Source organism: Streptomyces sp. NPDC054866 (assembly GCF_053610745.1).
This window is the reverse complement of record NZ_JBSGZA010000006.1, coordinates 196942-221684: the sequence shown is the minus strand read 5'-3', so window position 1 is coordinate 221684 and position 24743 is coordinate 196942. Positions and strand designations below refer to the sequence as shown.

Below are 24743 nucleotides of genomic sequence, written 5' to 3'. Positions count from 1 at the left end.
TTTTAACACCACAACCCCCTCCTTCTTCATATTTCTGCTTTACCCTCTTACCCGTCGTCGCCGCGGTGGGGGGGCGCCCCCCCGGCTCCCCCCCGCCGGCCCGCCCCCATCTGCGTAGACAGAGCTAGCACTTCACCTGCGGGTGCGTCGTGGCTGGTCGCGCAGTTTCCCGCGCCCCTTCGGGGCGCCCCCAGCCCTTCACCTGCTCAACTGCTTGAACTTCCGCACCGCCAGCGGCAGGAACAGCAGCGAGATCACCACCGGCCACACCATCGCCATCAGCACCGCGTTCTGCTCGACCCAACTCGCCCCGCCCGCCCCGGGGTTGCCGAACAGTTCGCGGGCCGCCGTGCCCGTGGAGGAGACCGGGTTCCAGGCTGCGATCGGTGCGAGCCAGTCCGGCATCAGGGACGGTGCGACGAAGACGCTGGAGATCATGGTGAGCGGGAAGGCGACCGCGTAGAGCCCGCCGGCCGCCTCCGGTGTCGGCACCACGAGGCCCAGGAAGACGCCCACCCAGATCAGGCTGAACCGCAGGAGCAGCAGCAGCGCGAAGGCGGCCAGGGTCTCGGGCAGTCCCGCGCTGGAACGCCAGCCGATGGCGAGCGCGGTGAGCGCGAGGATCGTCAGCTCGGCGCAGGCCACGATGAGGTCGGCGAGTCCGCGCCCAGCGGCCACCGCCGATGGCGCCATCGGCATCGAGCGGAAGCGGTCGATGACGCCCTTGGTGGAGTCCGTGACGACCGCCATCGCGGTGTTCATGAAGCCGAAGGCCATGGTCATCACGAACATGCCGGGCATCAGGAACTGCTTGTAGTCGCCGTCCTCGCCCCCGCCGGGCACCTTCATCGCCTCGCCGAAGACGAATCCGTACAGGAGCACGGAGATGATCGGGAAGCCAAGCTGCCAGGCGATGGTGACGGGCTGGCGCTGGAAGTGGGTGAGGTAGCGGCGGGTGACGTTCCAGGTGTCGGCGAGCGCCCAGTAGAGGCGCCCGCGCGGGGCGTCGGCGGGCAGGGGGTCCGAAGTCAGTACGGCGCTCATGCCGCGGCTCCCGTCTTCTCGTCGATCTTCTCGTCGATGTCGGCGGCCGCTTGCCCGGCCGCGTCGTCCGTCTCGCACTCCGTGCGGTGTCCCGTCAGGCGCAGGAACACGTCGTCGAGGCTCGGCCTGCGCAGTCCGATGTCCTCCACCGCGACGCCCTGGTCCTGCAAGGTCCGCGCGACGTCCGTCAGGGCGCCGACCCGGTCGGTCACGGCCGCCTGGACGCGCCGCTCCAGGTCGATGGCCTCGGGCACACCATCGGCGACCCGGGCGACGGCCCGCAGAGCCGCCGGGAGGTCGGCGGCCTCGCGCACCACGACCTCCAGATAGCTGCCGCCCACCGTGTTCTTCAGGCCGTCCGGGGTGTCGTCGGCGATGGCGCGGCCCTGGTCGATGACGGTGATCCGGGAGGCCAGCTTGTCGGCCTCCTCCAGATACTGGGTGGTGAGCAGGACGGTCGTGCCGTCCGCGACCAACTTCCGTACGGTGTCCCAGACTTCGAGGCGGCTGCGCGGGTCGAGCCCGGTGGTGGGCTCGTCCAGGAAGAGGACGGCGGGCGAGAGGATCATCGAGGCGGCGAGGTCGAGCCTGCGCCGCATGCCGCCGCTGTACTGGCCCGCGCCCTTGCCGGCCGCGTCCACCAGGTCGAACTGCTCCAGGAGTTCCTGGGCGCGCCGCGCGGCCCGCTTGCCGCCGAGGTGGAAGAGGCGGCCGAACATCTCCAGGTTCTGCCGTCCTGTGAGGATCTCGTCGACCGCCGCGTACTGGCCGGTCAGGCCGATGCGACTGCGCACGACATCCGACTGGCGCACGACGTCGGCGCCGGCGACCTCGGCGCGGCCGCCGTCGAGCCGCACCAGTGTCGAGAGGATGCGCACGGCGGTGGTCTTGCCCGCGCCGTTCGGGCCGAGCAGTCCGTGCACCGTGCCGCGCTCCACGTGCAGATCGAAGGCGTCCAGGGCCTTCTTCTCGCCGTAGCGCTTGTCGAGCCCCTCGGCCCGCACCGCGTATTCGTTCGTCTCGCTCACTGCTGCCCCTCCAGCCCTTCCGGTCCCCGTCGTCCGAACCCATCTGGGTACGCCGTACTCAATAGAGAGTACACCGTACTCAATTTTTCGGGTACACCGTACCCAATTACTGATCCGGCGATTAGGCTGAGCGTCATGACGAGCACGAACGGCAGCGACACCCAGCGCACCGGCAGCGACATCGCCCGCAGCCTGGAGCTGCTCTGGGGCGAGGGCGAACGCCCCACGCGGGGCCCCAAGCCCGGACTCACCCTGGACCGGATCGTCACCGAGGCGGTGCGCCTCGCGGACGCCGAGGGGCTCACGGCGGTCTCGATGCGCCGCCTGTCCACGGAGCTCGGCACCGGCACGATGTCCCTGTACCGCTACGTCCCGGGCAAGGGCGAGCTCCTCGACCTGATGCTGGACCGGGTGTACATGCCGGCCGCCGACGCCGAGCCCCCGAGCGGCGGCTGGCGCGAGGCCGTGGAGACGTACGCCCGCGAGACCCTCGTCCTCTACCGCGCGCACCCCTGGCTGCTCCAGGTGAACCAGGCCCGCCCGGTGCTCGGCCCCGGCTCGGTGGGCGGCCTTGAGCTGACCCTGGCCGGCATCAAGTCGATGGGCCTGACCGACCCCGAGCTGATCGGCGTGATCGTCATGATCGAGGGGTACGTCACCGGGGTCGCCCGCACGCAGGTACACGAGGTCGAGGCGGTGAAGAAGAGCGGCCTGACGGACCAGGCGTTCTGGGAGGCGCAGACCCCGACCCTCGGCCGGATCATGAGCAGCGGCCGCTACCCCCACCTCGCCGGGCTCTCCGACGACGCGTTCGGCTCGCAGTTCGACCACTTCGAGTTCGGCCTGCAACGCCTGCTCGACGGCCTGGACGTGCTTGTGGCCCGGCGCGAGGCGGAGAACTCCTCCGACCGGAAGGCATGACAAAGCAGGCGATCAGTGTCTTGATGGACGGATGACGCAGACACCCGCGAGCCCTGCGAACCCCGGAGCGAGCGCCGCGCTCGCCCCCTTCGTGAAGCAGTACACCGTCCTGCTCACGAGCCGGAAGAAGGACGGTACGAGCGTGGGCACGCCCGTCAACATCGCCGTCGAGGGCGACCACGCGTACGTGCGCACCTACGCCACGGCCTGGAAGGCCAAGCGCATGCGCCGCTACCCCGAGATCGAGATCGCCCCGTCGACGGTGCGCGGCGTACCGACCGGACCCGCGGTCAAGGCGCGGGTGCGGCTCCTCGATCAGGGCGGCGAGGAGAACAAACACGCGGCGAAGCTGATGCGGCGCAAGCACCCGGTGCTGCATGGGGTGTTCGTCCCGCTCACGCACAAGGTGAAGCGGGACAAGACGCTGCATTACGAGGTGCGGGTACTGGGCGAGCAACCCGAGTAGCAACGGGTGCTTGCACCGCATCAGCCCGCACCGCTACTTCCGGCGGAACACCCGCTTCAGGCCGAAGAAGGCGGCGAGCACGACAGCGGCGGCCAGCGCGCCCACCTTGAGGTCGCCGTCGAGCCCGGAGCCCCCGTCGCCGCCCGCCTCGCCCGAACTGCCGCTGCCGGACGAGGAGTTGTGGCCGCCGCCCGCGCCCTCGACCTCGACGGGCTCGACGTCGCCCTGCGAGCCTTCGGTGCCGTACATGAGGGTCGTCCCGTCCAGGGTGTACGTCGCGGACTCGCCCTGCCGTTGCAACGGGACGCTCAGCCGCCCCTCGCGCTCGGGCTTCTGGCCCTCGCCCTTCCACGTGTACGAGACCCCACCGAGATAGCCCCGCAGCGCGAGCTGCTTCCCGTCGGGCGAGAAGGCGCCGTCCGTTGTCCAGAGCCCGGTGTCGCCGAGCCGCTTGAAGACGTTGACCCCGGAGGCGGACATCTGCTCGGGCCCTTCGTACAGGCCGCCGCCCTCCTCCTTCTTGTCGGCGATGTAGATCCTGCCGGTCTTCGGGTGCACCATCAGCGCCTCGGCGTCGCGCGCCCCGTCCTCGTAGTTCACCGTGTACTGGGTGGCGCGGACGGTCTGGTCGGCCAGCTTCTTCGGCTCGGGCAGCTTGTAGATCCACACGTGGGACCAGGTGCCGCCGAGGTTGTCGCCGATGTCGCCGACGTAGATGTTGCCGTCGCTGCCGACGGAGACGGCCTCCACGTCGCGGGGGCTTCCGACGCCGGTCATGGTGACGGTGGCGACGGTCTTGCCCGTCCTGCCGTCCACCGCGTAGAGCAGGGCCCCGTTCTTGTCCTGGTCGTTGTGCGTCCAGTAGACGCCCGGGTGGGCGCGGGATGCGGCGAGGCCGCTCGACTCGATGATGCGGGGGTCCTTGATGGTGAACCCGTCGTGGCTGTCGTCGGCGGCGGCAGGGCCGGAGACACTCAGCAGGACCAGGCACCCGGCGGCGACGGCACCCATCGAAGAACGCAGTGAACGCATGGGCCAAGCCTGCCACCCCGGCGCCGGGGGGCGGACGTCTCCCGGGTGTTGAGCCTCACATCGCAGGCCGGGGCGTTGATCCGCGATGATGAGCGGATGCTCAGGTTCATGTTCGTCGGCGACTCGATGACGATCGGCAGCGCGGGGGAACACACCTGGCGCTACCGGATGTGGCAGCACTTGCGGGCCTCGCTCGGCGAGCGGGACTTCGCCGTGGTGGGCCCGCGCCGCGCGCTGCACGACAAGGCCTCCGGCGAACCCGTCTCGTACGCCTATGCCGGTATGGACCCGGACTTCCCCCGCCACCACTTCGCGGGCTGGGGCGAGGGCTGGCTGCACATGGCGCCGCAGATGGCGGACGCGGTGCGGCAGGACCGCCCCGACGTGCTCCTGATCTCCCTCGGCCTGATCGACCTGGGCTTCTACACGAACGCGGAACAGACGGCGGAGAACGTACGCCGCTGCATCGCGGAGGCCCGCTCGGTGAACCCGCGCGTCCGCCTCGTCCTGCTCCCCGTGATCCCGAACATCCGCGCCCGCACGGACGCCCCGTTCGCCGCGGAGGTGGCGCGCTTCAACGTGCTCCTCGCCAAGGCGGTGGCGGACCTCGACACGGGTGCGTCGCCGCTGCTCCTGGCCTCGACACCGCCGTCGTACGACATCGACGGCGACACGTACGACGGGACGCACCCCAACGCGAGCGGCGAGCACAAGCTGGCGGCGGCGTTCGCCGACGCGATGCACCAGGCGTGGGGTCTCGGGGCGCCGTACGAGACGGCGCCCCCGCCCCTGACTCCGACTCCGACTCCGACTCTGAACGAGCTGTCGGCTATCGGCTGAAGTTGGCCTTCAGGGCCTTGAGCCCGGCGATGTCCCACTTCGTGTACTGCCCGGCGTACTTGTCGGCGCGGGCGTCAGTGCCGCCCCTGCCCCGCGCGTGGCCCCCGTTGGGGGAGCACATGACCGGGGTGTCCTTGTAGCGGTTGGTGACGCATTCGTAAGGGTCGGCGGTGTGGTTGGCGTCCGAGCCGTCCACGTTCGGATGGTCGAGTCCTATCGAGTGCCCGACCTCATGGCTCACCAGGTTCGAGATGAGCGTGGGGTGGATCGACCAGTCGCCCGGCTTCCAGTACTCGCTGTCGACCCATATCCACCCGCCCCACGCGCTCTTGTTGCTGCTCGCCGTGCAGGGGAAGGCCTGGGAGAAGCCCGGCTTGTTGCCCGGCTTGAAGGGCCGGTACTTCAGCCCCACCGTGATGGTGTGACGCGGGGTGGTGGTGCAGGCCTTCTGCTCGGGGTGATAGCCACTGGCCACCGTGAACTTGGTCCCGGTGATCGAGGTCAGCTGCGCGGCGGTGTCCTTCAACTGCGCCCGCAGCTTGGCCTCGGCCTTCTTCGTCTGCGCGGCGGTGAGCTTGGTGGCCGCCGCGTTGGGCTTCACGATCTTGATCACGTACGGCTCGGGGCTGAGGGACTGGATCCCGCGGCCGGACAGAATCCGCCACCCGGTGCCCTTGTAGACGTCCCCCGCGGCATACGCCGGATTGCTCAACGCCACGAGACCCGCGGCGGCGGCAAGCACACCGAAGGAACGGGCGATCTTTTTCATGGTCATGAACGGCATGATCGCGGAAGGCGCCAACACATCCCCAACGGGGGTGCGCCGCCCGGCGATACGGCATGATCGCCCCATGAACTACCAGGAGCGCAGGCTCCAGCGAGTCGTCTGGACCTACACGGGCTTCACCATCATCGGCATCGCCGTCGGCTTCGGCTTCGCCGTCCTGCTCGGCTTCGGGGACACCGCCCGGTCCGTCTCCGTGGGCGCGTGCGCCATCCTCGGCGTCGGCGCCGCGGTGGCGTATCTGCTCCGATCGGCGGACTGACGGGGCTCGGACCGTATCCCTTCGGCTGCCGCGTCAAGACGGAAGACGGATGCCCGCCCCACGGCCGTCTTCCTAGCGTTCAGGCATGACGGTCGAGAGCACTGACGAAGCGCCGCCCCGGTCCGCACGAACCGCGCCCCGCCGCGCGGGCGTACTCCCCGGCGAACGGGCCCTCGCGCCCGACCTCGCCCGCGGGCTCATGCTGCTGTTCATCGTGCTGTCCAACACCGCGTTCCACCTGACGGCGGCCCGGCACGGACCTTCCGGATGGCAGCCGGTGGACGGCGGATGGGCCGACCACGCAGTGCAGTTCGCCATGATCATCACGCTTGACCTGCGCGTCTATCCGCTCTTCGCGTTCCTCTTCGGGTACGGGATGATGCAGCTGTTCCTGCGGCAGAGGGCCGCGGGAACCTCGGAGCGCGACGCCGTGCGGCTGCTGCGCCGGCGCAGTCTCTGCCTGATCGTCATCGGGCTGCTGCACTCCACGCTGTTGATGGCCGGGGACATCGTCGGCTTCTACGGACTCCTCAGCCTCGCCCTGGGCTGGCTCTTCCTGCGGCGCGGTGACCGCGCGCTGAAGTGGTGGATCTGGATCGCCACCGCGCAGTTCGTGCTGCTTGCCGCCGAGCCCCTCGTATCGGCGGCGCTGGCGGGCGAGTTGGGCACGCTGGGCGACGCGGGCGCGGAACCCGGGGCGGACGCGTACGCGGCGGGCGAGGGCAACTGGCTGACGGCGGCGGGCACTCGCTTCATGACCGGCCTGTTCGTCACCTTCGCCGCGGCGCCGCTGTCGCTGGTGGGCGGCGCGTACGTCATCTTCCTGCTCGGCTTCTGGGCCGCGCGCAGGGGTGTGCTCGAAGAGCCGGGGCGCCACCTGCCCCTCCTGCGGTGGACCGCGGTGATCGGCATCGCGGTGGGGTGGCTCGGCGCGCTGCCCGCGGCGCTCGCCCACGTCGGGGCGATCACCGTGCCGGACGACGCGCAGAGCGAGGGCGGGGCGCTGACCCTGCTGCGGGACGCCACGGGGAACGCGGCGGGTCTCGGGTATGTGGCGGCCGTGGCGCTGTTCGTGGAGTGGTGGACGAGGCGGGGGTCCCGCCGGGGGACGAGGGTCACGGCGGTCGCCGCCGTCTCGGCCATCTCCGCCGTGGGCAAGCGCTCCCTCTCCTGCTACCTCGCCCACTCCCTGATCTTCGCCCCGGTCCTCGCCGCCTGGGGGCTCGGCCTCGGCGAGCATCTGACGAGCGCGACCATGGCGCTGTTCGCGGTGGGGGTGTGGCTGGTGACGGTCGCGGGGGCGTACGCGATGGAACGGGCGGGCCTGCGGGGGCCGGTGGAGGTGGCGCTGCGGCGGGTCATGTACCGCTCGCCCTCCTCCTCCCGTGCCACCAGCGGCCCCATCACATAGCCCCCGTCACGTCACGTGGCGCGGGTCAGGCGGTTCGCCAGGGTCGACATCGTGTACGTACCGATGCCGAGGACGACTTCGAGGGCGTTCCGCTCCGTGTAGCCGTGGGCGAGGAACGCCTTCAGGTCGTCGTCCCCCACGCCGCCCGCGGTGGCGAGCACCTCCAGCGTGAACTGCCTGATGGCCTCCAGCCGTTCGTCGTCCAGCGCCTCCCCCTGGCGCAGGGCGGCGATCAGCTCCGTGCTCGCGCCCAGCTTGCGCAGCTTGGCGGTGTGCATGGTCACGCAGATGTGGCAGTCGTTGCGTACGGCGATGGTCATGATGACGGTTTCCCGTGCCACGGGCTCCAGCGTCGACTGCCCGAAGGAAGCGCTCAACTCCAGGAAGCCGTTGAGCAGTTCGGGCGACTCGGCGAGCAGCGCCACCGCGCTGGGTGTCTTCCCGAAGGCGGCGGCCGTGCGCTCCATCGCGGCGCGGGACTCTGCCGGTGCGGTCTCCACGGTGTGCTCGGTGAACAAGAGGTACCCCCTACGATGGACAACGTGGTTGACGATAAGAAGGTAAACCAGGTTGTCGAACAAAGCAAGGGCGAACAGAGCGAGGGCGAGCCGCCGGAGAGCGACAGCGACGGGCCCGGCTTCGAGCTGCCGCTGCTCCTCTTCGCCGGGTTCCGCACCCTGATCGACCGGCTCCACGCCGAGCTGGCCCGCCAGGGCCACCCGGACGCCCGCCCGGCCCACGGCTTCGCGATGCAGGCGATCGGCTTGCGGGGCGCGAGCGCCAGCGACGTGGGCCGCCGCCTCGGCGTCTCCAAGCAGGCCGCGGGCAAGACCATCGACCGCCTCATCACCCTCGGCTACGCGGAACGCACCGACGACCCCGCCGACGCCCGCCGCAAGCTGGTCCGCCTCACCCCGCACGGCATCGACGCGTTGCGGCGCTCGGCGGCGATCTTCGACGAGCTGCGGGCGGAGTGGGCGCGGCAGCTTGGCGCGGGGCGCCTTCACGCGATGGAGGACGACCTGCGCGCCGTCGTACCGCCGGACGCGTTCCGCCTTGACGCGGCGGGCTGGCTGGGCGGCTCGTGACCTTGTCTCCGTGCGTATCGTTGTACTGCGCGGCTGCACTCGACCGGGGGCGGCCGGGGAGGAGCGCCACGATGACCGTCGTAGAGACCGACAGGATCGCCATGGCCGACGACAACGCCAAGAGCTTGGACGCATGGTTCGAGTTGATCGAGCGGATGGTCCCCGAGGGAATCAAGGCAGAAGTTGTCGAGGGGGCTGTCTCGATGGTGCCGCAGCGGAATGTGCACTGGCAGATCATCCGGAGAATCCTCTACGCGCTGGACGACAGGTTCAGCCGGGATGTGCTGGCGATGACGGACGTACGCATCGACTTCCCCGGCTACCAGAACGGCTTCTGCCCAGACATGGCGAAGTTCCGCGACGGAGCGGGAGTAGACGAAGAAGGGCGCTGGCGCCACGAGGACGTGGAGTTCATCGCCGAGGTCATTTCCCGAGGCACCGGAATGAACGACTACGGCCCGAAGAAGGCCACCTACGCTGAAGCCGGTGTCCCCGTCTACCTCATCGCCGATCCCTACCAGGGCCGGTGCCACGTCTACACCAACCCCAAGGACGGCGAGTACCTCACTGAGGCGAGGTCCGACTTCGGCGACGACGTCGACCTGACCGGCACCATCATCGACCTCACCCTCAAGACCGCCGAGTTCCCCCGCGACTGACCCGACTCCCCTTGCCTAGAGCCCACTCCAAGCCGTTGGCTGAGTACCCATGAAGTACACGCAGCTGGGACGCACAGGACTCAAGGTCAGTCGACTCGTGCTCGGGACCATGAACTTCGGGCCACTGACGAACGAGCCCGACAGCCACACGATCATGGACGCCGCGCTCGACGCGGGCATCAACTACTTCGACACCGCCAATGTCTACGGGTGGGACGAGAACAAGGGCCGCACCGAGGAAATCCTCGGCACGTGGTTCACGCAGGGCGGCGACCGGCGCGACAAGACCGTCCTCGCCACCAAGATGTACGGGAACATGGCCCTCGACGGAAAGCCGGCGTGGCCCAACCACGACCTGCTCTCGGCGGTCAACATCCGCCGGTCCGTAGAGGCATCGCTAAAGCGGCTGCAGACCGACTACATCGACATCTACCAGTTCCACCACATCGACCGCCGCACTCCCTTCGAGGAGATCTGGCAGGCCATCGACGTCCTCATCACCCAGGGCAAGATCCTCTACGCGGGTTCGTCGAACTTCCCCGGATACAAGATCGCCCAGGCCAACGAGATCGCTTCGCGGCGCGGCAGCTACGGCCTCGTCAGCGAGCAGTGCCTCTACAACCTCGCCCAGCGCAGCGCCGAGATGGAGGTGATCCCGGCCGCCCAGGACTACGGCCTGGGAGTCATCCCGTGGTCGCCGCTGCACAGCGGACTGCTCGGCGGCGTACTGAAGAAGGAGGGCGAGGGCAAGCGCCGCGCCAGTGGACGGGCCGCCCAGGATCTCGCGAAGCCCGAGGTGCGCGCGCAGGTCCAGGCGTACGAGGACCTGCTCGACAAGCACGGCCTCGCGCCGGGCGAGGTGGCGCTGGCCTGGCTGCTCACGCGGCCCGGCGTGACCGGGCCGATCGTCGGGCCGCGTACGCCTGAGCAGCTCACCAGCGCGCTGCGCGCCGTCGAGCTCGAACTCTCGGGTGAGCTGCTCGACGCCCTGGACGAGATCTTCCCGGGGCCGGGGCCGTCGCCGGAGTCCTTCGCCTGGTAGCAGGCGACACCTGACGGGCAGCGGCTCTACGCGGCCGCGGTCATCGCCTCACTGGCCGACCGCGGCCGCCACGGCCACCACGACGAACATCACTACGAGCACACCGGCCATGATCCGGTTCCTGGTTTTCGGGTCCACGTAGTCGAGGTTAACCGGCTCCGCCCAGCGGCCATCGACCGACCACCTCATAGCGGGGCCGCTCCCCCGGCACCCCGCTCACGGGCAGGTTGCTCCGTACGAGGGTCAGCTCGGCCACGGTCCACTCCGTGCCCGCGAAGTCCGCGAGGGCGTCGGCGTACGGGCGCAGGGACGGCTCTCCGTGGCCGCGGGCCAGCGTCAGGTGCGGGCGGTAGTGGCGGTGGTCCTCCATGGTGATGCCGGACTTGCGGGCCGCGGCGTCCGCCCTTCGGGCGAGGAGGCGGAGGGTGTCCGTGTCGCCGCGGGCCCCTGCCCATAGGGCTCGGTCGCCGAAGTGGCCGCCGGCGTGGAGGGCGAGGGGGAAGGGGGGTGTGTGCTTCGCCCCTCGGGACAGCCGCTCGGACAGCTCCGGGACGGTGGCGTCCTCTACCTCGGACATGAAGGCGAGGGTGAAGTGCCAGCTTTCGCGGCGCGTCCAGCGGAGGGCTTCGGCGCCCGGCAGGGACTTCAACTTCTCCACTGCGTGGGCCAGTTCGTCGGCTGCGGCGGGGGGTGGCAGGAGGGCCGCGAAGAGTCTCATGGGGTGAGTGTCCCGCCTCCGGCGGTTCTTTCCCCAACCCCGCCCCTTCCCGAAAACCCGCTCGGCGCGGGGGCCTTGCTTGCCCTCATCACCGGCTTCGCCGAGTTCGTCCTCAAACGCCGGACGGGCTGGAAATCCAGCCCCTCCGGCGTTTGAGGAGCGGGGTCTGGGGCGGAGCCCCAGTTTCGGGAAGGGGCGGGGTGGGGGAGAGAAAGCCGCATGGACAGCCACATAACCATCCGCCCCGCCGGCCCCGCCGACATCCCCACCGTCCTCGCCCTCTTCGACGAAGCCGTCGCCTGGCTCGTCTCGCAAGGCCGCACCGGGCAGTGGGGCGACAAACCCTGGTCGACGAACCCCAAAACCATCGCCCTGGTCGAGAAGTATCTGACCACCGGCTCCGCCTGGATCGCGGAGATCGGCGGGCAGCCGGTCGGCACGCTCACCCTGACCGATGGACCGGGGTCGTACATCGCGCCCGTGGACGAACCGGAGCGGTACATCCATCTCCTGGCCTCCCGGCACGGCACGGGCGCGGGCGCCGCCCTCCTCGCGCACGCGGCGGAAGAAACCCGGAGACAGGGGATCTCCCTGCTCCGGGTCGACTGTTACGCCGGCGGTGACGGCAAGCTCGTCGCGTTCTACGAGCGCAACGGCTTCACGCGGACCGAGGCCTTCGTCGAGCAGGACGGCACCTGGCCGGGCCAGATCCTGGCCCGGCGGGTGTAGCCGAACAGGAGACAGCTCACGCCGCCGTCGCCAGCTGCTCCCGCGGCACGAACTGCACGTGCTGCTGCCCGCGCCGCAGATCCACCTTGAGCCGCAGGTTCGCGGCGCGGGCCAGCATCAGGCCGACGCCCACCGCGGCCACGGCGCATATGAGGCCACCGGCGGCCATGCTGACGCGCACCCCGTACGCGTCGGCGAGCCAGCCGAAGAGCGGGCCGCCCAGGGGCGTGCCGCCGGTGAAGACCATCATGAAGAGGGACATGACCCGGCCCCGCATCTCCGGGTCCGTGGCCATCTGGACCGAGGAGTTGGCGGTGACGTTCACCGTCAGGCCGAGGATGCCGATCGGGACGATCAGCGCGACGAACATCCAGAGGTCGGGCGCGAAGGCCGCCACGATCTGCAGCACTCCGAAGGCGATCGCCGCCCCGGCGAGCAGCCGAAGGCGTGAAGTCCCTCGCCGCGCCGCGAGCAGCGCGCCGGCCAATGAGCCGATCGCCATCAGCGTGTTGAAGAGGCCGTACATCCCCACGCCGCCGTGGAAGATGTCGTCCGCGAAGGCGCTCAGCCAGATCGGGAAGTTGAACCCGAAGGTGCCGATGAAGCCGACGAGGACGATCGGCCAGATCAGCTCGGGGTGCTTGGAGACGTAGTTCAGGCCTTCCCTCAGCTGTCCCTTGCCGCGCGGCTTGCGCGGGGTGGGGTGCAGCTCGCGGGTGCGCATCAGCATCAGGCCGGTGAGCGGCGCGAGGAAGGACAGGCCGTTGGCGAGGAACGCCCAGCCGGGGCCGACGGCGGCGGTGAGGCCACTGGCCACCGCGGGGCCGATGAGGCGTGCGGACTGGAAGTTCGCCGAGTTCAGCGAGACGGCGTTGCGGACCTGGTCGGGTCCGACCATCTCGGACACGAAGGACTGCCGGGTCGGGTTGTCGACGACCGTGACGAGGCCCGTGAAGAAGGCCGCGAGGTAGACGTGCCAGACCTGGACGTTGCCGCTCAGGGTGAGCGCGGCCAGGAACAGGCCGCTGATGCTCATCGCGCCCTGGGTGCAGAAGAGCAGCTTCCGCTTGGCGAAGCGGTCGGCGATGACGCCGCCGTACAGACCGAACAGAAGCATCGGCAGGAACTGCATCGCGGTGGTGATGCCGACCGCGGCCGAGGATCCCGTGAGGCTCAGGACGAGCCAGTCCTGGGTGATGCGGGCCATCCACGTGCCGGTGTTGGAGACAACGGCGCCGGAGGCGAAGAGCCGGTAGTTGCGGATCTTCAGCGAGCTGAACATCGACGACTTCGCGGCAGGGGTCTTGTCGAGGGTGGTTGGTGCGGGGGCGGAGTCTGCTCCGGATCCCGTACTCAAAGTGCGTTCGCCTCCTTGGCGTCGTACGGCTCACGGCGGGTGGGCCGGCGTGAGTACTGCTTGCTGCTACAAGAACTGCCTACTGCTTACAGGTGCGCGAGCTTCTCCAGGACTGGCGCCGCGGCGCGCAGTCGCTCCCACTCGTCCTCGTCGAGGTGCTCGGCCAGAGTGGCCAGCCAGGCGTTCCGCTTGCGGCGGCTCTCCTCGAGCATGGCCTCGGCCGTCTCCGTCTGGGTCACCACCTTCTGGCGGCGGTCCTCGGGATGCGGCTGGAGCCGGACGAGACCCTTGGCTTCGAGCAGCGCGACGATGCGCGTCATCGACGGCGGCTGCACGTGTTCCTTGCGGGCCAGCTCACCGGGGGTGGCGTGGCCGCAGCGGGCGAGGGTGCCGAGCACCGACATCTCGGTCGGGCTCAGCGACTCGTCGACCCGCTGGTGCTTGAGTCGACGGGACAGGCGCATCACGGCGGAGCGCAGGGAGTTCACGGCGGCGGCGTCGTCACCATGGGAGAGGTCCGGCATGTTCGTTAGAGTAACTCATTACTCTAACTAAAGACCACCTGAATTCCCGTGCCAGGGGTCACAGAACCCTTTCGTCACCCATATGAGTGAGGCGACTTCGGAAAGCGAGACACGGGCCGCGGGACGCCAGGGACCCTGTCACGCATGGGATCGACAGTGCTCAGCCTGCGGATAGACGGTGAGCTGCTCGACCGGCTCAAGCAGCACGCCGCCAAAAGGGGAATGAGCGTCCAGGACTACGTCGCCGGGACGCTCACTCGCATTGACTTCGACGAACGCTTCCAGAGCGCCGTCGAGGAGACAGAGAAGTTCTACGGGGCGGCCTGACGGCCGCCCCACCGAGGCTTACGTGAGACCCAGCGCCGGCATCAGGTAGTAGAAGGCGAAGACGGCCGAGACTGCGTACATCGCGACCGGCACCTCACGCCCACGGCCCGCGGCCAGCCTCAGCGCGGTGAAGCTGATGAAGCCGATGCCGATGCCGTTCGTGATCGAGTACGTGAACGGCATCATCAGCATCGTCAGGAACGCCGGGATCGCGATGGTGAAGTCGCTCCAGTCGATCTGGCCGATCGACCCGGACAGGATCAGGAAGCCGACCGCGAGCAGCGCGGGCGTGGCCGCCTGGGACGGGACCATCGTCGCGATGGGCGTGAGGAACAGCGCCACCGCGAAGAGGCCGCCGGTGACGATGTTGGCGAAGCCCGTACGCGCGCCTTCGCCGACGCCCGCTGTGGACTCCACGAAGCAGGTGGTGGCCGACGAGGACGAGGCGCCGCCGGCGGCGACCGCGATGCCGTCGACGAACAGGACCTTGTTCATGCCCGGCATGTTGCCGTCCGCGTCGGTCAGCTTGGCCTCGTCGCTGATGCCCATGATCGTGCCCATGGCATCGAAGAAACAGGACAGGAGCACGGTGAAGACGAAGAGGATGCCGGTGAGCAGGCCGACCTTCTCGAAGCCGCCGAACAGGCTGATCTGACCGACGAGCCCGAAGTCCGGTGTGGCGACCGGGTTGCCCGGCCACTCGGGCGTCGTCAGGCCCCAGGAGGGGATCGTCGCGACGGAGTTGATGATCATCGCGACGAGCGTCATGACGACGATGCTGATGAGGATCGCGCCGGGCACCTTGCGGACGAGCAGGCAGAGCGTGAGCAGCGCGCCGAGGGCGAAGATCAGGACGGGCCAGCCGTTGAGGTGTCCGTCGGCGCCCAGCTGCAGCGGGACCGTGGTGTGCGCGGCGTCCGGCATGCGCGAGACGAAGCCGGAGTCGACGAGGCCGATCAGCATGATGAAGAGGCCGATGCCGATCGCGATGCCCTTGCGCAGGCCGAGCGGCACGGCGTTCATCACGCGTTCCCGCAGGCCGGTCGCCACGAGGAGCATCACGACGAAGCCCGCGAGGACGACCATGCCCATCGCGTCGGGCCACGACATGCGGGGCGCGAGCTGGAGGGCGACCACGGTGTTCACGCCCAGGCCCGCGGCGAGCGCGATCGGGACGTTGCCGATGACGCCCATCAGGAGCGTGGTGAAGGCGGCGGTCAGCACGGTCGCGGTGACCAGCTGCTTGTTGTCGAGCTGGTGCCCGTACATGTCCTTCGCGCTGCCCAGGATGATCGGGTTGAGCACGATGATGTAGGCCATCGCGAAGAAGGTGGCGAAGCCGCCGCGGACCTCCCTGGCCAGGGTCGAGCCCCGTTCGCTGATCTTGAAGAAGCCGTCGATGCCACCCTGCGGGGGCTTCGGCGGCTCGTTGTTGGCGTCGACCGGGGCGGTGGCCGAGGAAGGCATGGGGGACCTCGTGGACTCAGAGAAGGGGGAGATCGTTGAGCGACGGCCGTTGATCGATTTGTTTTTTCTTACGAAAACAACCAGCCATTCACGAACCGTTTCAGTATGAATACATGAGGGGGAAATCGCTATCTCCGCGCGTAGACCCGTGCCGCACCTGGGCGCACCGGCCCCTTCCTGCCGCCGCCCCGGCGGCTCGTAAGCTATGGACATGGAGAAGTGGACCCCAAAGCACGACGCGCCGGAGCCCCTGGAGGGCCCCGTCGTCGCCACCATCACGGGCGGCACGATCCTCTGGTTCGTCCTCTTCCTGGTGCAGCTGCCGTTCTACGGCTGGTTCGACGACCGCGACGCCACCTGGTGGGTGTGGACCTGCCTGGCCGGCGCGGGCCTCGGCCTGATCGGCATCTGGTACGTGCGGGGCCGCGACGCCGCGCTGAAGCGGGACGCGGAGCGCAAGGCGGCAGCCGCCTCGGAGTGACACGCCCCGCCGGCGGATCCGTACGTACAACCACGGGAGTGTCCGTGTCCTACCGTGGTCGGATCTTTGGGCCACTCAAGGGGTGAAGCCCCCGCCCCGCCCGTACCGTCGATGCCATGACGCATATCGACGCGGGCGCCGAACTCGACCCGGTCCACCCGGCGGCACCACCCACCGGACGCGCGACGGGTCTGAGTGCCGCCGAGGTCGCAGAGCGGGTCGCACGCGGCGAGGTCAACGACGTACCCATCCGCAGTTCCCGGTCCGCCACCGAGATCGTCCGGGCGAACGTCTTCACCCGCTTCAACGCGATCATCGGCGTGCTCTGGGTGATCATGCTCTTCGTCGCGCCGATCCAGGACTCCCTCTTCGGCTTCGTGATCGTCGCCAACACCGGCATCGGCATCATCCAGGAGCTGCGCGCCAAGAAGACCCTGGACGGACTCGCGGTCATCGGCGAGGCCAAACCGACCGTGCGGCGCGACGGCGTGGCGGCCGAGCTCTCCACCTCCGAGATCGTCCTCGGCGACCTGGTCGAGCTGGGCCCTGGCGACAAGATCGTCGTGGACGGCGAGGCGGTCGAGACCGACAGCCTGGAGGTCGACGAGTCGCTCCTGACCGGTGAGGCCGACCCGGTCATCAAGAAACCCGGCGACAAGATGATGTCGGGCTCCTTCGTGGTCGCGGGCGGCGGCGCGTTCACCGCGACGAAGGTCGGCCGCGAGGCGTACGCGGCGCAGCTCGCCGAGGAGGCGAGCCGCTTCACGCTCGTCCACTCCGAGCTGCGCTCCGGCATCTCGACGATCCTCAAGTACGTGACGTGGCTGATGGTCCCGACCTCGATCGGCCTCATCATCAGCCAGCTCGTCGTCAAGGACGACAACTTCAAGGAGTCCATCGCCTACACCGTGGGCGGGATCGTCCCCATGATCCCGGAGGGACTCGTGCTCCTCACGTCGGTCGCCTTCGCGATCGGCGTCATCCGGCTCGGCCGCAAGCAGTGCCTCGTGCAGGAACTCCCCGCGATCGAGGGCCTGGCCCGCGTCGACACGGTCTGCCTCGACAAGACCGGCACCCTCACCGAGGGCGGCATGGACGTCACCGAACTGCGCCCGCTGAACGGCACGGACGAGGCGTACGTACGGAAAGTCCTCGGCGCCCTCGGCGAGTCCGACCCCCGGCCGAACGCGTCGCTCCAGGCGATCATCGACGCCTACCCCGACAGCGAGGAATGGCGCTGCACCGAGTCGCTGCCCTTCTCCTCGGCCCGCAAGTACAGCGGCGCCTCCTTCAGCGAGGGCGGCGGCGAGACCTCGACGTGGCTGCTCGGCGCCCCCGACGTCCTCCTCCCCGAAGGCGACCCGTCCCTCACCGACATCGAGGACCTCAACCAACAGGGCCTGCGCGTCCTGCTGCTCGCCCGCGCCGCCGGTGAACTGGACGACGCCGAGGTGGCCGCCGGAGCCGAGGCCACCGCCCTGGTGGTCCTGGAGCAACGGCTGCGCCCGGACGCGGCCGACACCCTGCGGTACTTCGAGGAGCAGGACGTCAGCGCCAAGGTCATCTCCGGCGACAACGCGGTGTCCGTGGGCGCGGTCGCCGGGAAGCTGAACCTGCCGGGCGCGGAGAACACCGTGGACGCCCGCAAGCTGCCCGCGGAACAGGGCGAGATGGCCGAGGCCCTGGACGCCAACTCCGTCTTCGGCCGTGTCACCCCGCAGCAGAAGCGCGACATGGTGGGCGCCCTCCAGTCACGCGGGCACACGGTCGCCATGACGGGCGACGGCGTGAACGACGTCCTCGCCCTGAAGGACGCCGACATCGGCGTCTCCATGGGCTCGGGATCGGAGGCGACGCGGGCGGTGGCCCAGATCGTGCTCCTGAACAACAGCTTCGCGACGCTGCCCTCGGTGGTCGCGGAGGGCCGCCGGGTCATCGGCAACATCACGCGGGTCGCGACGCTGTTCCTGGTGAAGACCGTCTACTCGGTCGTCATCGCGCTGCTCGTGGTCTGCTCGCAGGTGGAGTACTTGTTCCTGCCACGCCACTTGACGCTGCTCTCGACCCTGACGATCGGCGTCCCGGCCTTCTTCCTCGCCCTCGCGCCCAACAAGGAGCGGGCCAAGCCCCACTTCGTACGAAGGGTCATGCGGTACGCGATCCCGGGCGGGGTCGTCGCGGGCGCGGCGACGTTCTGCACGTATCTGCTCGCCCGGAGCCACTACTCGGGCGCGGGAGCGCGGGAAGCCGAGACCAGCGCGGCCACGCTGGCGCTGTTCCTGATCGCCATGTGGGTCCTCGCGATCATCGCCCGCCCCTACACGTGGTGGCGGCTCGGCCTGATCGGCGCGATGGGTCTCGGCTTCCTGCTGGTGCTGACCGTGCCGTGGCTTCAGGACTTCTTCCAGCTGAAGCTGGTCGGCACGACGATGCCGTGGGCGGCGGTCGCGATCGCGGCGGTGGCCTCACTGGTCATCGAGGTCATCTTCCGCTGGGTGGACCGCCGCTTTCCGGCGTAGGTATTTAGTTGACGTCGACGAAGTCGCTGGTCGACGTGACGGCCGGGGTGGTGGACGTACCAGCGAAGACGTAGCGGTAGTAGCCGTCCGCGGAGGCGGTCACGGTCGTCTTCAGCGCGCCGCTGGAGCCGGACGTGATCGTCTTGAGGGTGGTGTAGGAGGCCGCGCCCTTCTTCTTGTACTGGAGCTTCACGGACTGCTGGGTGTAGCCCGCGTACTTGGAGGTCTCCCAGTTGGCGCGGGTCAGGGCGCCGGTGACCGTGAGGGTCTTGCCCTTCTTGACCGGCTCCGGGGAGGCGTTGGTGGTGAGGCGGGCGTTGCGCTGGACGCGGGCGTCCGAGGTCATGGTGTCCGTGGTGGCGGAGTCACCGTCGTTGGCACCAGCGGTGGCCCAGACCTTCCACTTGCCGGCCAGGATGTTGCTGTAGAGGTCGGCCTGCGGGTCGGCTATGACGCTGACCGTGCAGGTGGAGGTGGTCGCGGAGACGACCGTGCACTTGCCCTCGAGGTCGTCCGGGATGAGGGCGCCGTCGATGCCGGTCTCGCTGTTGAAGTCCGTGCCGTGCCACAGGAAGGCACTGCCGCCCGCGATGCCCTCGGGGTCGGTCGCGGTGACGGCGATGGTGAACTTCTTCTTCTCGGTGGTGCCGAGCACGATGTCCTTGCCGCCGTTGACGGTGACCTTCGTGATCTTGGTGTCGCCGATGACCTCGTCGGACGGGGCGTTGGCGACGAAAGGCGCGAGCTTCGGGCCGTTCGGCTCGTCGGCCGCCTGGGCGACGGGAACGACGAGAGCGGACAGAGCCAGGGTGCCGGTCAGTGCGGCCACGGTGGCACGGATGCGCATGTGTTTCCCCAGTTGGGAGGGGGCTCCGCGGTGCGTTTGCGGCTTTCACGCGGAGCCCGGTGATCTAGGAGTCTGTTGACTCGGAAGATCAGACCCGCGACCGGGGCTTCTGGTTGTACGGGAAGTGAATATTGTGTGACCGAGTTCTGGAGGGCAGGATTCCACCGCAACGGCCCGGGCCCCGAAGGGGCGCGGGGAACTGCGCGGCCAGCCCCCGCGAGCCCGCGGACGAGTCAGTCGAACCAGCGGTCCCGCTCCAGCTCCTCCGTGCGGGAGGGGTCTTCGAGCAGCGCCGCGACCTCGAAGCGCCGCGGCCACTGGCCCGCCGCCCAGGCGAGACCAGCCGCGACGCCCTCCAGCGTGGCGGCGTGGACCGTGCCGTCCGGCATCCGGCGCCAGTCGAGCTCGACGCCGCCCGCGATCAGTTCCTCGTGCTCGACGTACGTCTCCGGGGTGGCCGGACCGAGCAGCGTACGGACCGACTCCGGCACCGGATGCTCTTCGCCATCGCCCGCGGGCTCCACCGCCGCCGTCTCGCTCAGCCTGCGCACCTGGAACAGCTCGGACAGGTCACTGGCCTTGCGGGGCTCCACCGGCAGCAGCGCCACGCCTCCGGTCAGCGGCAGCAGGTCGGGGGCGTCGGCGACGACCGCGTCCGCCACGTCGACGACCACGACCTCACCGTCCACGACGGCCCGCACCTCGTCCGGCAGGGTCACCTGCTCCGGGTCAAGATCGGCCAGGGCGCCGTACAGCGCGTGCAGTTGGGCCGCTGAAACGGTCCTCTCCGGGTCCGCGAGCCGGTCGAGCAGCTCGGCCGCGCCGCCGGGCTCCTCCAGGAGTGCGGCGACCGACGTACGGACGCCGAGCGCGCGAAGCACCTGCTCGTCGTCGAAACCGGCGGCGTCCGCGGCGTCGTAGAGCCCTTCGAGCAGCGGGTCGCCGCCCGAGGCCCGCAGACCGGCGGGACGTCGGCCGCCGAGGACGGGATTCCCGCGCAGCCACCACGCCGTGTACGACCGGACGCTCTCCGTCGTGCCGTCCGGGAGCAGGATCCGCAGCGGCTGCGTCAGGGCGTCCCGCAGCGGCGGGCGCGAGAGCATCGCCAGGGCCTGCGGCCAGCAGTCCTCGTCGACCAGATCCAGATCCCGTACGGCGATGATCTCGGTGGCGACCGGCGGGACGGGAGTCTCCGGCAGCCGGTCGAGGGTGTCCTCGCACCACACGTCGACCGCGTCGAGCAGCCCCGCGTCGTCGGGCTCGGCGAAGTCGCCCTCGCGCGGCTCCAGTTCATCGGGGTCGAGTACGACGTCGGTGGCGCGGACAAGGGCGAAGGTGGCGAGCACACCGCATGCGGCGAGGGGCTGCTCGCCCCAGCGCTCGGCGAGATCGGCGTCCACCGTGGCGAGTTCGTCCTCGCGCATGACCTGGGCGAAGGGGCTGCCGGGAAGGACGAGTTCACCGGCGGGAGCGAGGTCGCCCTCCTCGTCGGGGAGGGCGAGCGCGCCGAGCCAGGGCTCGTCGCCGGGCGCGAGGTTCGCCTCGCGGACGAGCGAGAGCACGATGTCCGCCAGTTCGTCGGCGTCCGGGGCGTCCTCGTCCCACGTGTCGTCGTCGAGGGACGCGGCGACGGCGGCGCGGACCTGCGGGGTCGTCAGGACGGCGCGGGGCGTGGCGGGCAGGGCGCCGAGCTTCTCCAGGAGGGGATGCACGGCGTCGGGGTGCGCGACCTTCAGGCCGAGGCGGACGAGGGCGGCGGGGTCGCTGTCGTCGCCGGTGACGGGCAGGAGGACCTGGCGGGGCCCGATGGTGGTACGTCCGTCGGCGAGGGGTACGGGAAGCCCGGTGAGCCGGTCGGGATCGACACCGGCGAGGGTGTCGTACAGCCTGTGCCACCACCCCGGCTCCCGCTCAAGACCCGCGAGGCGGTCGATGGCCTCGGTCAGCGGGACACGGGCGACCCCGAGGGTACGGAGCTCGGCACGCCGCTCAAGTCCCGCGGGCAGCAGACTCGGCAGCACATCGGCGAGCACGCGTACGGTGTCGGCTCCCGCGCCCTCCACAACCTCAGCGTCACGCGGTCGCAGCGCGACGGGGACCGTCCACTCGGGTACGTCGGGGTCCTCTTGGGGAACGGCCTCCACGGCGGGCGGCAGGAAGGCGGTGCGGGGCAGCCGGTCGAGGATGGCCTGGCGCAGGGCGCCGTCGAGCTCGCTCTTGCCGAGCGGGCCGGGGACGAGGCTGATGATGCCTTCGCCGACGGGCCGCCAGTCGGCGAGGAGTTCGGCGTACGCGTCGGCCGCGCGCTCCACGAGGAAGCCCGTGAGGGGGCCGGGCGCGGCGTGCCGCCGGGTGGTGTCGAGCGGGAACGAGGCGATGAGCAGGGCGGGCACCCCGAGCGGCTCGTCACTGGGGGTCGGCGCGTGCAGGACGGGGGCGCTACGGGGTGCTTGCGGGGCGCCTTCGCGGTCGGTGGGGACGGCCCACGTGACGGACCAGTGGGGCCGCAGCCGCTCTTCGACGGGCCGGTCGGCGAGGAGGCCCTGTTCCAGGGGCCCCTGGTGGCTGACGGTGCGCCAGCGGGTGGCGCCGTCGCGGCTGTCGGCGACGTCCACGTAGCCGGGTTCGGCGGTGCGGCGGAGGGTGCGGGGGGCTTGGTCGCCGACCTGGACCGTCACTTCCTCAAGGCCGGGGAGGGCGAGGAGGAGAGCGTCGTCGATGCCGTCGAGGAGCCGTACGACGAGGTCCTCGGCGGCGGCGTCGCGCAGGGGCAGGATGACGACGGTGTCGTACCCCTCCGGGGCGGTCCCTTCGGCAGCGAAGGGCAGCCGCAGCAGAGGAACGTGCCCGTCGCGCCTACGGATTTCATCCCCGAGCCCGGGGCTGAAACGGGCGGTGTCGGCGGCGAGTTCGCGCGCCTCGCTCAGGGACCAGCGGACGCCGCCGGTACGCCCCACGAGGGCGGGCTCGTCGGAGACGGCGAGTACGGCGGCGAAGCCGACGCCGAAGCGGCCGACGGCACCGTTGTTCTGCTCCTCGCGCTTGGCGGAGGCGCGGAGGGTGGAAAGTGACTCGACTCCGGTGGCGTCGAGGGGGGCGCCGTTGTTGGCGGCGGCGAGTACGCCGTCCCGGAGGGTGAGGGCGAGGCGTCCCGGGGCCCCGGCGCGGGCCGCGGCATCAGCGGCATTCTGGGCGAGCTCGACGATCAGCCGGTCCCGGTAGCCGCCGAGGGCGAGGTCCTCCTCGGCGTTGGCGTCCTCCCGGAACCGGGCCGGACTCGCCGCCCAGGCGTCGAGGACTCCCCGGCGGAGCCGTGCCGTGCCGAACGGGTCAGTACCCTCGGCCGCCGGCCGCACGGTCTTGCTCACGGTGTCGTCTCCCTCGCTCGGTTCGCGGGGCGAACGGTACCGCGTCCCGCCTTCCCCCCGACGCCCGGCGACCCCCTACCTGGCCGGGCACCACCGCTCCTGCGGGTCGCTTTGCGGGGGTGCGACGCGTACGCCACGAGTGGCCTGACGGCAACCTTCCCCGCGCTCCGCGCGGGATCTTGCCCGCCCACCCGCCCGATTACCCCGCGTGGCGGGGAAAGCGCATCACCTGCAACCCGGTGGTCGTCTTACCCGCGCTTCGCGCGGGCATCTCCCGCCCACCCACCCGATTACCCCGCAGCTCACCCCTGCCGGGCAAACGGGCGGGTGGGCGGGGGGAAATCCGCGCGCAGCGCGGGAAGAACGACCACCGGGCCGCACGCCAGGGGCAGGCCCCCGCACCACGGGGCAATCGGGTGGGTGGGTGGGGAGAGCCGCGCGCAGCGCGGGAAAGAACGACCCCAGCCGGCCCCGCCCGTAGGCGCAGCCCCGGCCACGGGGCAAGCCCCCTCCGCCCCCCCAGCGGGAGCTCAGGAGTGGCCGAGTTCTTCCGCCGCCGCCTCCAACGGCACCGAACCCGAGTCAGGGGCGGGCCGCAGCGGGAGGACGTCCACCCTGGTCTCGTCGAGGACGGGCGCGGCCGGCCGCGGCGGCTTCGGCATCACGGCCGCCTCGGAGTGACCCCCGCAGCCGTACGCCAGAGACACCACGTGCCCGTCCGCAGGACCGAACTCATTCGCGCACACACCGAACGCCTGCCCGAGCGATCCGCCGATCGGGGCAAGGAAGCCACAGCTGACGCAGGACGCGGGCGCCGCCTGCGCCATCGCCGTCTTCGCGCCGTGCGACTCCTCCCAGCGGTCGGCCGCGGCATGCAGACCGTAACGGGACAGGACACGCGCCCGGCGCATGCCGAGCTCGTCCGCGAGCGCCGCGATGGAGCCACGCGCCGGAGCCGCCGGCAGCTCGGCGGGCGACCCCGCCGTCACTTCCGCGTCCTCCGCCTCGACCAGCTCCGCCATCTCCTCCGAGAACACGGAGTTCGGCGGCGGCTCCTCCTCGCCCGAGTAACCGGGCTCCAGGCGCAGATCCTCCGCGTCCGTGGGGAGCAAGTCCCCCGGGCCCATGTCACCGGGGCGCAGCCGCTCGCTCCACGGCACCCACTCGGGGGCGAGCAGTGCGTCCGGGCCGGGAAGCAGCACCGTCTCGTCGAGCGTGACGACCTTGGCGCGCGAGGCGCGGGCCACCGTCACGGCCCAGCGCCAGCCCCGGTAGCCGAACTCCTTGCACTCGAACAGGTGCGTGACGACGCGGTCGCCCTCGACCACGACCTCGACATGCTCACCGACCACACCGGGCGCGGCGGCCTCCTCGGCCGCGTCCCGGGCGAGTCCCACCGCCTCGGCGCACAGGCGGTCGGGAGTACGCGGGGTACGCGGGGTACGGCTTCGCGTTGTCGCTGCGCTCACAGGTATCGCTTCTCCATTACGCCGTCTCACGAGTGCGCCACCCATACGCGGGAGTGCGGACGGAGCGGACCGGAGGGCCGCGTCGACGTCCGCGCCCGAACGTCCTCGGGCGCACCTACGTCATCCATTCTGCGGGATGACCGAGAGGCGCGCGGCCAAGAACAACCGCCGCAGGCGCGCTACGCACGCTACCTTCTCCTGGCCCCTGGGCCTACACCGGCGTGCCCGCCCCCCGCGGCCGGGCCCGGCCGCGCTGCCGCTCCGCGGCGGATTTTTCCCGCCCACCCACCCGATTACCCCGCGTACCCCGCTGTCGATGCGCACTAGCCCGGCCCAATAGAGGGCACTATGACGGGGTGG

The 24743-nt window shown here is 70.3% G+C and carries 24 protein-coding genes; 12 read left to right on the top strand and 12 right to left on the bottom strand.

Annotated features, from left to right (window positions below):
- Window positions 1-198: 198 nt before the first annotated feature.
- Window positions 199-1044 carry an ABC transporter permease gene (locus ACWGI2_RS29175; protein WP_453698525.1) on the bottom strand — a complete coding sequence of 282 codons (846 nt, stop codon included), beginning with the start codon at window positions 1042-1044 and terminating at the stop codon, window positions 199-201.
- Complete coding sequence (locus ACWGI2_RS29170) at window positions 1041-2072, bottom strand: ATP-binding cassette domain-containing protein (protein WP_453698523.1); 1032 nt, start codon at window positions 2070-2072, stop codon at window positions 1041-1043. The genes ACWGI2_RS29175 and ACWGI2_RS29170 overlap by 4 nt, the downstream gene beginning before the upstream one ends.
- Before the next feature lie 135 nt (window positions 2073-2207).
- Here ACWGI2_RS29170 and ACWGI2_RS29165 point away from each other — a divergent pair, with 135 nt between their 5' ends.
- Window positions 2208-2993, top strand: coding sequence for a TetR/AcrR family transcriptional regulator (locus ACWGI2_RS29165; protein ID WP_453698522.1), 786 nt, complete (start codon window positions 2208-2210; stop codon window positions 2991-2993).
- Between the two features lie 31 nt (window positions 2994-3024).
- The gene (locus ACWGI2_RS29160) at window positions 3025-3459 is read left to right on the top strand and encodes a PPOX class F420-dependent oxidoreductase (protein WP_453698520.1); all 435 of its coding nucleotides are present in this window, start codon (window positions 3025-3027) and stop codon (window positions 3457-3459) included.
- Window positions 3460-3492: 33 nt separating this feature from the next.
- On the opposite strand, the gene ACWGI2_RS29155 is transcribed toward ACWGI2_RS29160, so the two are convergent.
- Entirely contained in the window at window positions 3493-4491 is a 999-nt protein-coding gene (locus tag ACWGI2_RS29155; protein ID WP_453698518.1) for a WD40 repeat domain-containing protein, read from the bottom strand.
- A gap of 96 nt (window positions 4492-4587) precedes the next feature.
- Between ACWGI2_RS29155 and ACWGI2_RS29150 the strand changes: the two genes are divergently transcribed.
- On the top strand, window positions 4588-5331 hold the full coding sequence (locus tag ACWGI2_RS29150; RefSeq protein WP_453698516.1) for an SGNH/GDSL hydrolase family protein: 744 nt from the start codon (window positions 4588-4590) through the stop codon (window positions 5329-5331).
- On the opposite strand, the gene ACWGI2_RS29145 is transcribed toward ACWGI2_RS29150, so the two are convergent.
- Window positions 5321-6106: a hypothetical protein gene (locus ACWGI2_RS29145; protein WP_453698514.1), complete on the bottom strand. Its 786-nt coding sequence runs from the start codon at window positions 6104-6106 to the stop codon at window positions 5321-5323. The genes ACWGI2_RS29150 and ACWGI2_RS29145 overlap by 11 nt on opposite strands.
- A gap of 76 nt (window positions 6107-6182) precedes the next feature.
- Between ACWGI2_RS29145 and ACWGI2_RS29140 the strand changes: the two genes are divergently transcribed.
- Window positions 6183-6377, top strand: coding sequence for a hypothetical protein (locus ACWGI2_RS29140; protein ID WP_453400646.1), 195 nt, complete (start codon window positions 6183-6185; stop codon window positions 6375-6377).
- Window positions 6378-6462: 85 nt separating this feature from the next.
- Window positions 6463-7788, top strand: coding sequence for a DUF418 domain-containing protein (locus tag ACWGI2_RS29135; protein ID WP_453698513.1), 1326 nt, complete (start codon window positions 6463-6465; stop codon window positions 7786-7788).
- An 11-nt stretch (window positions 7789-7799) separates the two neighbouring features.
- On the opposite strand, the gene ACWGI2_RS29130 is transcribed toward ACWGI2_RS29135, so the two are convergent.
- Window positions 7800-8306, bottom strand: a complete 507-nt coding sequence (locus ACWGI2_RS29130) for a carboxymuconolactone decarboxylase family protein (protein WP_453698511.1) — start codon at window positions 8304-8306, stop codon at window positions 7800-7802.
- A 15-nt stretch (window positions 8307-8321) separates the two neighbouring features.
- Between ACWGI2_RS29130 and ACWGI2_RS29125 the strand changes: the two genes are divergently transcribed.
- From ACWGI2_RS29125 to ACWGI2_RS29115, 3 genes are all read left to right on the top strand, one after another.
- Window positions 8322-8876 (top strand): MarR family winged helix-turn-helix transcriptional regulator, encoded by a 555-nt coding sequence (locus ACWGI2_RS29125; protein ID WP_453698510.1) that lies wholly within the window; start codon window positions 8322-8324, stop codon window positions 8874-8876.
- A gap of 71 nt (window positions 8877-8947) precedes the next feature.
- Window positions 8948-9535 carry a Uma2 family endonuclease gene (locus tag ACWGI2_RS29120; RefSeq protein WP_453400650.1) on the top strand — a complete coding sequence of 196 codons (588 nt, stop codon included), beginning with the start codon at window positions 8948-8950 and terminating at the stop codon, window positions 9533-9535.
- A gap of 49 nt (window positions 9536-9584) precedes the next feature.
- On the top strand, window positions 9585-10577 hold the full coding sequence (locus tag ACWGI2_RS29115) for an aldo/keto reductase (RefSeq protein ID WP_453400651.1): 993 nt from the start codon (window positions 9585-9587) through the stop codon (window positions 10575-10577).
- Window positions 10578-10725: 148 nt separating this feature from the next.
- Here ACWGI2_RS29115 and thpR read toward each other — a convergent pair whose 3' ends face one another.
- Window positions 10726-11295 (bottom strand): RNA 2',3'-cyclic phosphodiesterase, encoded by a 570-nt coding sequence (gene thpR / locus ACWGI2_RS29110; RefSeq protein ID WP_453698509.1) that lies wholly within the window; start codon window positions 11293-11295, stop codon window positions 10726-10728.
- Between the two features lie 219 nt (window positions 11296-11514).
- Between thpR and ACWGI2_RS29105 the strand changes: the two genes are divergently transcribed.
- A complete protein-coding gene (locus ACWGI2_RS29105) occupies window positions 11515-12024 on the top strand; it encodes a GNAT family N-acetyltransferase (RefSeq protein WP_453400653.1) in 510 nt (169 codons plus the stop codon).
- A 16-nt stretch (window positions 12025-12040) separates the two neighbouring features.
- Here ACWGI2_RS29105 and ACWGI2_RS29100 read toward each other — a convergent pair whose 3' ends face one another.
- Both ACWGI2_RS29100 and ACWGI2_RS29095 read right to left on the bottom strand, forming a co-directional pair.
- Window positions 12041-13381 carry an MFS transporter gene (locus ACWGI2_RS29100; protein ID WP_453698507.1) on the bottom strand — a complete coding sequence of 447 codons (1341 nt, stop codon included), beginning with the start codon at window positions 13379-13381 and terminating at the stop codon, window positions 12041-12043.
- Window positions 13382-13467: 86 nt separating this feature from the next.
- A complete protein-coding gene (locus tag ACWGI2_RS29095) occupies window positions 13468-13905 on the bottom strand; it encodes a MarR family winged helix-turn-helix transcriptional regulator (protein WP_160505713.1) in 438 nt (145 codons plus the stop codon).
- 144 nt (window positions 13906-14049) lie between these two features.
- Here ACWGI2_RS29095 and ACWGI2_RS29090 point away from each other — a divergent pair, with 144 nt between their 5' ends.
- Window positions 14050-14232, top strand: a complete 183-nt coding sequence (locus tag ACWGI2_RS29090; RefSeq protein WP_160505714.1) for a ribbon-helix-helix protein, CopG family — start codon at window positions 14050-14052, stop codon at window positions 14230-14232.
- An 18-nt stretch (window positions 14233-14250) separates the two neighbouring features.
- Here the strand turns inward: ACWGI2_RS29090 and ACWGI2_RS29085 are convergent, their stop codons facing one another.
- A complete protein-coding gene (locus ACWGI2_RS29085) occupies window positions 14251-15699 on the bottom strand; it encodes an NCS2 family permease (protein WP_453698505.1) in 1449 nt (482 codons plus the stop codon).
- 211 nt (window positions 15700-15910) lie between these two features.
- Between ACWGI2_RS29085 and ACWGI2_RS29080 the strand changes: the two genes are divergently transcribed.
- Window positions 15911-16180, top strand: coding sequence for a DUF2530 domain-containing protein (locus ACWGI2_RS29080; RefSeq protein ID WP_160505716.1), 270 nt, complete (start codon window positions 15911-15913; stop codon window positions 16178-16180).
- Window positions 16181-16296: 116 nt separating this feature from the next.
- On the top strand, window positions 16297-18699 hold the full coding sequence (locus ACWGI2_RS29075; RefSeq protein ID WP_453698503.1) for an HAD-IC family P-type ATPase: 2403 nt from the start codon (window positions 16297-16299) through the stop codon (window positions 18697-18699).
- A 4-nt stretch (window positions 18700-18703) separates the two neighbouring features.
- On the opposite strand, the gene ACWGI2_RS29070 is transcribed toward ACWGI2_RS29075, so the two are convergent.
- The 3 genes from ACWGI2_RS29070 to ACWGI2_RS29060 all read right to left on the bottom strand — a co-directional run bounded on the left by ACWGI2_RS29070 (window position 18704) and on the right by ACWGI2_RS29060 (window position 24383).
- Window positions 18704-19546, bottom strand: a complete 843-nt coding sequence (locus ACWGI2_RS29070) for a calcium-binding protein (RefSeq protein WP_453698502.1) — start codon at window positions 19544-19546, stop codon at window positions 18704-18706.
- 233 nt (window positions 19547-19779) lie between these two features.
- Window positions 19780-22914, bottom strand: a complete 3135-nt coding sequence (locus ACWGI2_RS29065; protein WP_453698501.1) for a sacsin N-terminal ATP-binding-like domain-containing protein — start codon at window positions 22912-22914, stop codon at window positions 19780-19782.
- 530 nt (window positions 22915-23444) lie between these two features.
- The gene (locus ACWGI2_RS29060) at window positions 23445-24383 is read right to left on the bottom strand and encodes a DUF3027 domain-containing protein (protein ID WP_453400659.1); all 939 of its coding nucleotides are present in this window, start codon (window positions 24381-24383) and stop codon (window positions 23445-23447) included.
- Window positions 24384-24743 lie beyond the last annotated feature (360 nt).